This is a genomic window from Mycolicibacter senuensis, from assembly GCF_002101885.1.
GTDB classification, from domain to species: domain Bacteria; phylum Actinomycetota; class Actinomycetes; order Mycobacteriales; family Mycobacteriaceae; genus Mycobacterium; species Mycobacterium senuense.
In genome coordinates, this window is sequence record NZ_LQPS01000040.1 from 31,011 (window position 1) to 42,715 (window position 11,705).

The following is an 11,705-nucleotide window of genomic DNA, read 5'->3' on the forward strand; positions in this document are numbered from 1 at the left end:
CGTCAGGTGTTCACGTTCTCGGCGCCGGGAAGCCCGGCGCCCGAAAGCGGTTCGGAGTTGGTGACGTCAAGGATGACCGACATCTTGGTGAATGCGAGCCCGCGCGCGTTGCGGCCGCCACGGCGGACGCCGATCTCGGCGACTCCGCTGGAGACCGCGAACGGAACGAAGTCGGTGATCTGATTGACGAAGATGTAGAACCGCGCGAACGTCACGCCGTCCCGGGTGCCGGTGATGTGCAGGTTGGTGGTGTGGTGGCGCAGCGGGTACGGGCTGGCCTGGCGATGCTCGGTGAGCCACGGCATGATCTCGGCCGCACCGTTCAGGTCAGCGGACAGGGCTTCTTCGAAAGGGCAGGCGCCGGAGTCGCTACGACTCAGGTATACGGCGTCGTCGGCGAAGGCAGCGCCCAGCTCCGGGTAGTCCGCCTGGTCGTAGTGGTACCAGAATTCGCCGACGAAGCTCTGCAGTTCGGCCAGCGAGATCGCTGGGTCAGTGGTCACGGAGCCCTCCCGGTGTTGGTCGTGCGGAACTCCCGAGCAGTCAACCGGAGATCGGCGGGACCCGGCACCGCGGTAACCGGTCAGTGGAACACCGGTGCGCCGGTAGCGCTCAATCGGCGATCAGACTCCACAGACCATCGGTGCCGGCGGCCAGGGCGGCATCGGTGACCTGCTGATCCCAGTGCTGGACCGATCCGAATTCCGAACGCCACGCCAGCGCCGCCCGGGTGTACTCGTGCAGCCGGTGTTCGGCGGTGGTGCCGATGGCGCCGAGCACCTGGTGGGCATTGCGGACGGCCACTGAAGCCGCGTGCCCGGCACACGAGCGTGCCACCGAAACGGCGAATCTGAGGTTGGACCCCGACCAGTTGCTACGGACCGCCGCTGACAGCGCGGCCTCGGTGGCCGCCCGCGCCAGCGCAGCCTCGGCGGCGGTGTCGGAGATCAGCTGCTGGACCGCTTGGAACTTCGACAGCGGACGGCCGAACTGGGTACGGGCGGAGGCATGCTCGACGACCAGCTCCAGGATCTTGTCGAGCGCGGCGCAGACCTGGATCGACCGTACCAGCGCCGCCTTCAGTTGCAGCTGCGCGACCAGTCCCGCCGGCACGGGGGTTCCCGGCAGTGCCGAGGTGTCCGCGGCGACGGTGTCACGAGGCTCGCCGATCAGGTTGCTGCCCGGGGTGATCCGCAGCTGCGCACAATCCAGGTCGGCGAGCAGATGGCCACCGTCGTGCTGCCAGATGACCACGATCCGCTCGGCTGTCGATGCCCACGGTACCGCCGTCGCGGTACCGGTCTCATCGAGAATGCAGGCGGTACGTGCGGCCGCTGCGATAGGCGCACCGACCTGCTCGAGCAGCCAACAGGCCAACACATCGTGTTCGGCAAGCGGAACGCGCACACCGTTTCGCGCTGCCGCGGCGATGAGTTCGGCGACCTCGTACCAACTCGCCCCGCTACCCCCGGATTGTTCGGAGCCGGTCAATCGCACCAGACCCAGTCGATCGAGGCCGGCCCACAATTCGGTGTCGCGCCGGATCGGTCCGGTCGGCGGGTGCGTCGCCCGGTAGTCGGCGAACACCGCGTTCATCATGTCCACCAGGCCGGCATCGAGCTGTGCTCCGCGATCGGCGCCGGAGGCACTCATCGCAACCCCAATCCGCGCGCGATCACGCCGCGCAGCACCTCGTTGGTTCCACCGCGCAGGGTGAACCCGGGCCGCTGGTCCACCGCCGCCATGACCAGCTCCCGATGCCGGGAGTCGACGCCGGTGCTGTCCCCGGTGCGCAGGTCTGCGAAATCGGCGATATCGCCCTCGGTGGTGGTGCCGAGCACCTTGACCACCGCGGCGGCAACATCGGCCGGCTCCTTGCGTTCCAGTGCGCCGGCGACGGCGGTGGACATCTGGTGCAGACCGGCGATCCGGGCCACCAGCCGGCCCAGCGTTGCGTCAGCGGGCAGCTGTTCGTCGGCCATGCTGTCGGTCACGGCGGCCAGCAGCGGGAAGGTGGAGAGCAGTCGCTCGGGACCACTTCGTTCGAAACTGAGCTCCGAGGTGACTTGACGCCAGCCGTCGCCGATCTCGCCGAACACCATGGCGTCGGGCACGAAGGCGTCGTCGAGGATGACCTCGTTGAAGTGGTGGCCACCGTTCATCGAGATGATGGGCCGCACTTCGACGCCGGGGCCGTCGAGGCGCACGATGAACTGGCTCAGCCCGGCGTGCCGGTGCTGCGGGTCGACCGGCGCGGTGCGGGCCAGCACGATGAACGCGTGAGCGCGGTGCGCTCCCGACGTCCACACCTTGGTGCCGGTCAACGCCCAGCCGCCGTCGACCCGCACGGCGCGGGTCCGCACGCCGGCCAGATCCGAACCGGCGTCGGGCTCGCTCATCCCGATGCCGAAGAAGCACTCGCCGGCGGTGATCGCGGGCAGGAATTCGCGCTTCTGGGCCTCGGTCCCGTACTTCAGCAAGGCCGGCACGATCTGCCGGTCAGCGATCCAGTGCGCCGCCACCGGGGCGCCGCCAGCGAGCAGCTCCTCGGTGACCACGAAACGTTCGAGGAACGAACGTCCGTGGCCGCCATACTCTTTCGGCACGGTCATGCCCAGCCACCCGCGAGCAGCCAGAGCGCCGGTGAAGGCCACGCTCCAGCCGCACAGCCAGGCGTCCACCGACGGGGAGAAAGTTCCCGCCGCCAGTTGTTCGGTCAGGAAGGCGCGGACCTGCGCCCGCAGGCCCGCGGTGCCGGCCGGATCGCCGGCAGCTGCGGGAACCAGGCGCGGCAGCGCCATCAGCTGCTCCGCCACTTCGCGATGCGGCGCTGATGCTCGCCGTCATGGTGGGCCAGCGGCTGCATTGCGGCCGCCATCGCCAGTGTCGAGTCCAGCGAGCCGGTGCGCGACTCCTGCAGCAGACGCTTGGCCATCCGCAGCGCCCGCGGCGGGTTCTTGACGATCCGGTCAGCCAGCTCCATTGCGGCGGTGAGGAGTTCGTCGTGGGGGACCACGCGACTGACCAGCCCCCAGTCCAACGCGGTCGCCGCGTCGATCCGGTCGCCGGTCAGCGTCATCTCCGCGGCGCGCTCGTAACCGATGGCGCGCTGCAGAAACCAGGTGCCGCCGTCGCCGGGAACCAGGCCGATCTGTACGAAACTCTCGGCGAACGAGGCGCGCTGCGAGGCGATCCGGATGTCGCACATCGCCGCCAGGTCGCAACCCGCCCCGACCGCCGCGCCGTTGACCGCGGCGATGATCGGCACCTCGAGGCGCGCCAGGGCGCGCGGCAGCCGCTGGATTCCGCCCACGTAGGCGTAGCGCTGGTCGATCGCGTCCAGCCCGAACATGCCCTCGCGGTCGGCCATCTGTTTGACGTTGCCGCCGGCGGAGAAGATCTTTCCCTCCCCGGTCAGGATCACCGCGCCGATCTCGGTGTCCGAATTGGCGGCGTCGACGGCGGCTTCGAATGCCGCGATGAACGCCGTGTCGGTGATCGTGTTGCCGACGTGGGGAGCATTGATGGTCCAGACCGCAACGGCGTGCTGACGCGTGATGACCAGTGGCCCGGCGGGCGTGCTCATAGCTGGGGTACCTCGATTCTGGCTGGTTGCGGTCCTACGGTAGCTGCAGCGACTTGGTCTGCAGGTACTCCTCGAACCCGAACCTGCCGAGCTCGCGCCCAATCCCCGACTTCTTGTAGCCGCCGAACGGCGCCGAGGGGTTGTACTTGCCGCCGTTGATATCGAGCTGACCGGTCTGTACCTGACGGGCGAAGCCGATCGCGGTGTCGTCGTCGGCGGCCCACACCGCTCCGGACAAGCCGTACGGCGTGCCGTTGGCGATGCGCAGAGCCTCGTCGGTGTCGCGGAACGGGATGACGGCCAAGACCGGCCCGAACACCTCTTCCTGCCCCAGCTCCGAATCGGGGTCGACGTCGGCGAACACCGTCGGGGCGATGTAATAGCCGACATCGCGCAGCCGCTGAGCGCCGCCGCGGACCAGCCGCGCACCATCGCGCGGCGCCCGCTCGATGAACCCGAGCACCGATCGGTACTGCGCTTCGGAGGCCGACGGGCCGATCCGGGTGGCCGGATCCCAGGGGTCCCCGACGACGTACTTGGCGGCCGCCTGCTGCACCAGATCCAGCGCCTCGCTGTACCGGGACAGCGGGACCAGCATCCGGGTCCAGGCCATGCAGGTCTGCCCGCCGTTCAGGAAGGCATTACCGACGCCGACCCTGACCGCGGTGGCGAAGTCTGCACCGTCGAGGATCACGTTGGCCGACTTGCCGCCGAGTTCCAGGGCCACCTTCTTGATGGATCGGCCGGCCAGTTCCCCGACCCGGCTGCCGACCGCGGTGGACCCGGTGAAGGACACGAAGTCCACCTCGGGATGAGCCGACATCCGTTCGCCGATCACCCGGCCGGGTCCGGAAACCAGGTTCACGACGCCGGGCGGCAATCCGGCCTCGGCGACGGCATCGACGAACTCGAACACCGACAGCGGGGCCTCGTTGCTGGGTTTGAGCACCACCGTGCAGCCGGCGGCGATGGCCGGCAGGACCTTGGCGACCACTTGATACAGCGGGTAGTTCCAGGGCGTGATGGCGGCGACCACGCCGTAGGGCTCCCGGACCACGAGCGAATTGCCGATCCGTTCCTCGAACTCGAAAGCGGCCAGCGCGTCGGCGAATCCGCGGGCGACGGCCAGCGGCACCTGGGTCTGCACACTCTGGGCGATGCGGACCGGAGCGCCCATCTCGCGGGTGATCGTCTCGGCGATGCCGGGCAGCCGCTTCTCCATCGCGGTGATCACCGCGTCCAGGCGCGCGCGGCGCTCGGCGATGCTGATCAGTGGGTCGAACGCCCGGCGCGCGGCGGCCACCGCGGCATCCACGTCGGCCGCAACGCCGCTGGGAACGGCGCCGCAGACCTGCTCGGTCGCGGGATCGATCACCTCGATGGCGTCTGTGCCGCCGGGGTTCACCCACTGTCCGTCGATGAAGAGCTCGGTGCGGGGGTGGTGGTGGTTGGTCATGGCTGCTTTCGGGTCAGGGGATCGCGGGCACGATGCTGGCACGCACGTCGCGCTTGCCCTCCGCTGCGGTGAAGGCGTCGTTGATGTCGTCGAGTGGATAGCAGGCGGCGCCGAGCCGCTCGAGTGGCAGCTTGTGCTGGTGTTCGGCCAGGAAGTCCAGGGCCCGGGACAACACGGCCGGGTCGTACAGCGACACCCCGACCATGGTCTTGTTCCCGAACACGAACCGCGACGGGTCGAACGCGAAGGTCTTGCCGATGTTGATGTTTCCGATCTCGACGTAGCGGCCGAACTGGCCGAGCAGCACCAGACCCTCGTCGATGGCCGAAGGGTGCCCCACCACCTCGACGACGACGTCCGCCCCTTGCCCGTCGGTCAGCCCGCGGACGAGCTTGGCCCGCTCCTTCGCGGTGGTCGCCCCGGTGATGTCGATGACCTCGTCGGCGCCGAACGCGGTGGCCAGCTCGAGCCGTTCGGCGATCCCGTCGATGGCGATGACCTTGGCGGCGCCACGGGCCTTGGCCACCGCGATGGCGTACAGGCCGAGCGCCCCGGCGCCTTGGACCACGACATACTCGCCGAGTTGTTGATCGACTCGCTCCAGCCCGTACATCACCTGCGAGAGCGCACAATTGGCGCCGCTGGCGATCTCGTCGGTCACCGAGGCCGGCACGGCGTAGACCACCGCGCCGGCCGGCAGCAGGAAGTAGTCGCCGTAGCCGCCGACGAAATACGGTGGATCGTCGGCGCGGCCGAGCATCGCCATCTTCAGGTTCGCACAGGCGTTGCGGCGCCCGGCCAGGCAGTTGCGGCAGGTGTGGCAGCAGAAGAAGTAGGGGAAGACCACCCGCGAGCCCACACTCAACGGCTTTCCGTTGGAGTCAGCGGCGACGCCGGAGCCCAATTCGTCGACCGCACCCACCATTTCGTGGCCGAGAACGGTTGGCAGCTGCCCGCCGAGGCCGCGGGTGGCGAAGGTGCCGTGCCAGGCGTGGATGTCCGAACCGCAGATGTTGGTCCGGGTGACCCGGATCAGGATCTCGCCCGGGCCGGGTGCCGGAACGGGAACGGTCTGGATCTGGAACGGTTTGCCGGGTTCGTCGAAGCGGGCGATGCGTCCCTCGCGCGGGGCAGCACTCACGAGGCGGGTTCCTTTCGGTTGCTTGAAGTGGTGAACCGGTCGCGCAGCAGGCGTTTGAGCAGCTTGCCGCTGGGATTCTTCGGCAATGAGTCCACGAAGAACACCTGCTTGGGTGTCTTGAATCCGGCCAGCCTGGCCCGGCAGTGGCCGAGGAGTTCGGCTTCGGTGATCGTCGTCCCGTCGCGGGGCACCACGGCGGCGACCACCGCCTCCACCCACCGCGGGTGGGGGAGACCGAACACCGCGACCTCCTCGACGCCGGGGTGCCGGTAGAGCACTTCTTCGACTTCGCGGCTGGCGACGTTCTCGCCGCCGGTCTTGATCATGTCTTTCTTGCGGTCCACGACATGCAGCAGTCCGTCCCGGTCGTAGTAGCCGAGATCGCCGGAGTGAAACCAGCCACCGGCGAATGCCTCGGCGGTTCTGCCCGGGTCGTCGAGGTAGCCCAGCATCAGATGCGGACTCCGGTGGGCGATCTCACCGATCTCACCGGTGCCGAGCGGAACGTTGTCGTCGTCGAGGATCGCGGTTTCGACGTTGATTACCGGACGGCCGGCCGCCCCGGGGTGGGTGTCCTGTTCGTCGGGCCCCAGCGCCGATGCCAACGGCGCCATCTCGGTCTGGCCGTAGAAGTTCCACAGTTGCAGATCCGGCAGCCGCTCCCGCAGTTCGGCGAGGATCTCCCCGGGCATGGCCGAGGCGCCGTAGTAACCCTTGCGCAGGCTGGACAGGTCCACCTGGTCGATCACGGGGGAGCGCAGCAGCGAGATCCACACCGTGGGCGGCGCGAAATAGCTTGTCGCTCCGTAGCGGTCGATGCCGCGCAGCACCAGCTCCGGCGCCGGGCGCGGCAGGATGACGCCGGTCGCGCCGAGGTAGACGCCGGGGATCAGGAAGTTGTCCAGTTGGGCGCAGTGGTAGAGCGGCAGCGAGTGGATCGTGATATCGGTGCCGGTCATCGCGCCGGCGATGATCGAGCTGATGTAGTTGCCCATCAGGCTTCGCGTGGAGTGCAGCGCGCCTTTGGGGTGCGACTCGGTGCCGCTGGTGTACATCAGCCGGATGGGCTGATCGTCGGCCACATCCGGGCGAGGTGCTGCTGAACCGGTCTGCAGCCACTGCCCGAAGTCGTTCCAATCCGGTGGCGGCCGCTGGCCGGGCAGCACCAGTGCGGCCGTCGTGTGAACGGCCCCGCCCAGTTGCATGGCGGTGCGGGCGGTGGGAACCAGGTCGGCTTCCACGACAAATCCGCCGGCTCCGCTGTGCACCAGGATGAACGAGATCTCCTCGGCGGTCAGCATGAAGTTGACCGGAACCAGGATCACCCCGGCGCGCGCCGTCGCGAACGCCAGCACGGCGTACTGCCAGCAATTGTGGGCCAGCACCGCGATGCGGTCGCCCGGTCGGAAGCCGTTGTCGTGCAGCGCGGCTGTGGTGCGGTCCACGAGGTGCTCGAGATCGGCGAAGGTCAAGGAGACGTCACCGTCGATGAGCGCGACCTTGCCGGGCCGATTGCGGGCCGACCGCCGGGGAAGGTCACCGAGCGCATGACTGCGTGCCGCTGCCAGTTGGGCGTCCAGCTCGGTCATGCCCCGGACTGTAGGGGCACCGGCCCGGTGGCGACCAAACAGCGTCCCGCTGAGTAGACACGGGGCGGCCGTCACCCGCCCGGCGATCACATACTCGGGAGACGAGCAAGGAGGTTCGATGACGACCGATGCGACCGTGGCGGCCGACGGCACGGGCTGGGAGCGCGAGGAACTGCGGACCAAGCTGCGGTTGGCGGATGCCGGTGTGTTGGTTGCGGTGCTGACCCAGCTGACCGGCGACGCGGGCGTCATCGACCGATTCGCCGGCAAGATCTCGTTCGAACCCGACCCGCCGGAACAGGTCGGCGTCACCGACCCGGCCACCCGCGAGGCGCTGGTGGCCGCGGTGGAAGCGGCGCTGGGCGCCCCGCGCCCGCAGGGCGCGCTGCCGGCTGACGATCGGGAGCTCTTCGGCCGCATCGCCCCGCTGGCATTGGGCCGGGAGGTGGGGGAGGAGTACCTGGGACTTCTCCTGGAACAGGGCGGCTTTCAGCCGCGCCAGCCGGTGCTGCCCCGCACCGCCGACCTGCCGACCGGCTTCAAGGTCCTGATCGTCGGAGCCGGTATGGCCGGGATGGCCGTTGCGCTGGAATGCGCGGCCGCCGGAATCGACTTCGAGATCGTCGAACGCAACGACGAGGTCGGCGGCACCTGGTACACGACCGTCTATCCCGGTATCGGGGTCGACACACCATCGGCGTACTACTCGCTGTCCCGGGACGTCAAGCGCGACTGGTCGAGCTATTATCCGCAGGGCGCCGAATACCAGCGCTACCTCGAAACCGTGGCCGACAAGAACAACCTGCGCGACCGTACGCGGTTCAGCACCGAGGTGCAGGCGCTGTGGTGGGACGCCGACCGGCACCGCTGGGCGGTGCACATGGTCGGCCCGGACGGGGCGCGCGAGATCAGCCACGCCAATGTGGTCATCCCCGCCGCCGGCTACCTCAACCGTCCCCGTTGGCCGGACCTGGCGGGCCGGGAGACCTTCGCCGGCGTCAGCGTGCATTCCGCCGACTGGGATCCGAGCCTGGAGCTGGCCGGCAAGAAGGTGGCGATCATCGGCGCCGGCTGCACCGCGGTGCAGATCGTCGACGCGTGTGTCGACGATGTCGAACATCTGACGGTGTTCCAGCGGCAACCACATTGGGTCGCCCCGCGTAAGCGGCTCTCCGACGACGTACCCGACCATCGGCGTTGGCTCAACATCCACATCCCCTTCTACGCCAACTGGAATCGGTTGAAGTCGCTGTGGGGGACAGCCGACAACAACCATCCGGTCATCATCAGAGATCCGGAGTGGGCGGCCGAGCACCTGTCGATCTCGCCGGCCAACGACGTGCTGTTGCAGATCTGTCTGGACTACATCGACCGGGTGTTCGGGGCGGGATCGGAATTGGCCCGGAAGGTGACGCCCGACTTCGCGCCGTACGGTAAACGCATCATCCGCGATCCGGGCGGCTATTACGCGGCGCTGACCAGACCGCATGTCGATGTCGAGGCCAGCGAGCCGGCCAGGGTCGACGAGCGCGGCATCGTCACCGCCGACGGCCGCCAGGTCGACCTCGACGTCATCATCTACGCGACCGGTTACCACCTGGACTTCCTGTCGACCGTGGACATCCGGGGCCGGGACGGGCTCGAACTCAAGAAGGTGTGGGGCGAGAGCCCGAGTGCCTACCGGGGCGGGCTGGTGCCGGGCTTTCCGAACCTGTTCATCTCCTCGGCGCCCAACTATTCGCCGGGCCATGCCGCCGGGCACAACTTCGGCGTCGAGGTGATGGCGCACTACGTGATGGAGTGCCTGCAGCTGATGGCCTCGCGGGGCGCCGCGACCCTCGAGGTCAAGCCGGCGGCATTCGAGGACTATGTCCGGCAGATCGACGAGGCCATGGCAGAGACGGTGTGGTGTCATACGCCCACCGCCCACACCTACTACCGTTCGGGCGGCCGCATCGTCATCGCATTCCCCTTCCGGCTGATCGACGTGTGGCAGGGCCACCGGGCTCCCGTCGAAGCGGACCTCATCCTCCGATGAGTGGATTACTTACCGGCAGAACGGCGTTGGTGACCGGCAGCAGCCGCGGCATCGGTCGGGCCATCGCCCAGCGGTTGGCCGCCGAGGGTGCGACGGTTGCGGTGACAGCACGTTCTCACCAGCCGTCTCCCTCGGTGCGCGGCGGGGCGGCGACAGCCCTGCCGGGCACCATCGCCGAGACCATCGAGTTGATCGAGGCGGCCGGTGGGCGGGCATTCGGTCTCGTCGCCGACCTCGAGGCCGCTGCGCAGCGGGCCGTCTTGGTCGACCGGGTCGTTGCGGCGACCGGCCGGATCGACATCCTGGTCAACAACGCCGGCTACGCGGACTACGACGTCATCGAGGACATGTCGATGGCGACCTTCGACCGCACGGTCGAACACTATCTGCGTACGCCGTTCGTGTTGACGAAGCAGGCGATTCCGCACATGCGAACCCGAGGTGCGGGGTGGATCGTCAACATCGGCTCGGTGACCGGGCTGGCGCCCGCGCGGCCCTACCGGGAGTACAACAAGTCTTCCGGAGATGTGGTGTACGCGTCGATGAAGGCGGCGCTGCACAGGTTCAGCCAGGGGACGGCGGCCGAACTGCTGGAGTCCAACATCGCGGTGAATGTCGTCGGGCCGTCGAGCGCGGTGCGCACCCCGGGGGCGGCCGGCCTGATCCCCGAATCGTTCCCGACCGAGCCGGTGGAGTACCTGGCCGAAACGGTCTTGGCGATGTGCCACCTCCCGGCCGCCGAACGCACCGGGCTGGTGGCCTTCAGCCTGCACTACCCATGGTCGCAGCAGCTGGCGGTACACAGCCTGGACGGGACCACGGTGCTCCCGCCGCTGGAGCCGCCCGAAGCGGCCAACCCCAACATCAGTGCCTGCGGTCTCTGAGGCTAGGCCTGCAACACGGGTCCAGCCATCGCGCAGAAGCTGTGGCAGACCCGATCACGGACGATCACCTCGGTGGTCTCCGGATCGAACCACCGGTCCACCACCGCCCAGTGGATCGGGTGCATCAGGTACGGGCCGGTCAGTCCCGCCGCATCGGTGAATTCCTGTTCGAACACGTGCGTCCACTCGGTGTCCCCGGCAGACTCGGTGACCCGGCTGAGCTGCCATGCCCGAATGGTCTTGACGTAGCGGGCCATTGACCGCAACTCCGCCTCGAATCGGGCCAGGGTGTCCGGGCAGGTGCCGGGCTGCACCCGCAGCAGCAGGGTCCGGTACACCGTCCCCGGTAGGCCGCTGCAACTCGGCTCTCCGTCATAGCCGGCCCCGTTGATCCGGGTGATGGCCGGATCCGACAGCGCCGCGGCAAGACGCGGCTGCGCGATCTGCCAGCCGGATCGATCGGCGAAGCGCAAGTGCGCCAGCACCTCGCCGCCGTTACGGGAGCCGGGCTCGGTTTCCTCGACGATCCACCGCACCGCCCCGCTGCCCTCGGCTGCCGCGCGGGCTACCGCCACCACCCGGGCACGTTGCCCGGGCGCGACGTCGAGCAGTCGGGTGACGCTAAACACCTGCGGCTCCGCTGTCGAACCGGCACAGCGCGTCCACGTCGCCGCTGGCCGCCGCGACCGAGCGGTCGCGTTCCAGCACCAACTCGTCGATATCGGACCACCATTGCCCCAGCAACGGATCCGGCCGGCCTTGCCACGTCATCTGCCACCAGGCCGACGGGCCCGGCAGTGACCACGTGACCGTGATCGTGTTCGACTGGCCGTCGTACCAGATCGGAGGGCTGACCAACACGTTGTGCAACGTCATTCCCCGCGCCCGCGCGCCCGGCGCGTATTCGGCCAGATACCGGTCGACGAATCGGCGGGCCTGGCCGGGCTTGGTCAGCACCCGGTCGATGACGAAGACTTCACCATCAGCCATGGCAGCGAGGCTAGAGATCGC

Annotated in this window: 11 protein-coding genes; 2 read left to right on the forward strand and 9 right to left on the reverse strand. The window is 68.6% G+C overall.

What is annotated here, in order from left to right; all coding sequences use genetic code 11:
* Positions 1-2: 2 nt before the first annotated feature.
* From AWC24_RS13975 to AWC24_RS14005, 7 genes are all read right to left on the reverse strand, one after another.
* Positions 3-503 carry a nuclear transport factor 2 family protein gene (locus tag AWC24_RS13975; protein WP_085085855.1) on the reverse strand — a complete coding sequence of 167 codons (501 nt, stop codon included), beginning with the start codon at positions 501-503 and terminating at the stop codon, positions 3-5.
* 109 nt (positions 504-612) lie between these two features.
* Positions 613-1,653, reverse strand: a complete 1,041-nt coding sequence (locus AWC24_RS13980; RefSeq protein WP_085085857.1) for an acyl-CoA dehydrogenase family protein — start codon at positions 1,651-1,653, stop codon at positions 613-615.
* A complete protein-coding gene (locus AWC24_RS13985; protein ID WP_085085955.1) occupies positions 1,650-2,801 on the reverse strand; it encodes an acyl-CoA dehydrogenase family protein in 1,152 nt (383 codons plus the stop codon). The genes AWC24_RS13980 and AWC24_RS13985 overlap by 4 nt, the downstream gene beginning before the upstream one ends.
* On the reverse strand, positions 2,801-3,586 hold the full coding sequence (locus AWC24_RS13990; protein WP_085085859.1) for a crotonase/enoyl-CoA hydratase family protein: 786 nt from the start codon (positions 3,584-3,586) through the stop codon (positions 2,801-2,803). The genes AWC24_RS13985 and AWC24_RS13990 overlap by 1 nt, the downstream gene beginning before the upstream one ends.
* 34 nt (positions 3,587-3,620) lie before the next feature.
* A complete protein-coding gene (locus AWC24_RS13995; RefSeq protein WP_085085861.1) occupies positions 3,621-5,042 on the reverse strand; it encodes an aldehyde dehydrogenase family protein in 1,422 nt (473 codons plus the stop codon).
* A gap of 13 nt (positions 5,043-5,055) precedes the next feature.
* Entirely contained in the window at positions 5,056-6,183 is a 1,128-nt protein-coding gene (locus AWC24_RS14000) for a zinc-binding dehydrogenase (protein WP_085085863.1), read from the reverse strand.
* Positions 6,180-7,772, reverse strand: a complete 1,593-nt coding sequence (locus tag AWC24_RS14005) for an acyl-CoA synthetase (RefSeq protein WP_085085865.1) — start codon at positions 7,770-7,772, stop codon at positions 6,180-6,182. Before AWC24_RS14005 ends, AWC24_RS14000 begins: the two co-directional genes overlap by 4 nt.
* Before the next feature lie 118 nt (positions 7,773-7,890).
* Here AWC24_RS14005 and AWC24_RS14010 point away from each other — a divergent pair, with 118 nt between their 5' ends.
* Both AWC24_RS14010 and AWC24_RS14015 read left to right on the forward strand, forming a co-directional pair.
* Entirely contained in the window at positions 7,891-9,810 is a 1,920-nt protein-coding gene (locus AWC24_RS14010) for a flavin-containing monooxygenase (RefSeq protein ID WP_085085867.1), read from the forward strand.
* Positions 9,807-10,694, forward strand: coding sequence for an SDR family NAD(P)-dependent oxidoreductase (locus AWC24_RS14015; protein ID WP_085085869.1), 888 nt, complete (start codon positions 9,807-9,809; stop codon positions 10,692-10,694). Before AWC24_RS14010 ends, AWC24_RS14015 begins: the two co-directional genes overlap by 4 nt.
* A gap of 2 nt (positions 10,695-10,696) precedes the next feature.
* On the opposite strand, the gene AWC24_RS14020 is transcribed toward AWC24_RS14015, so the two are convergent.
* Both AWC24_RS14020 and AWC24_RS14025 read right to left on the reverse strand, forming a co-directional pair.
* Positions 10,697-11,323, reverse strand: coding sequence for a Dabb family protein (locus tag AWC24_RS14020; RefSeq protein ID WP_085085871.1), 627 nt, complete (start codon positions 11,321-11,323; stop codon positions 10,697-10,699).
* Positions 11,316-11,684 (reverse strand): hypothetical protein, encoded by a 369-nt coding sequence (locus tag AWC24_RS14025; protein WP_085085873.1) that lies wholly within the window; start codon positions 11,682-11,684, stop codon positions 11,316-11,318. Before AWC24_RS14025 ends, AWC24_RS14020 begins: the two co-directional genes overlap by 8 nt.
* Positions 11,685-11,705: the final 21 nt, after the last annotated feature.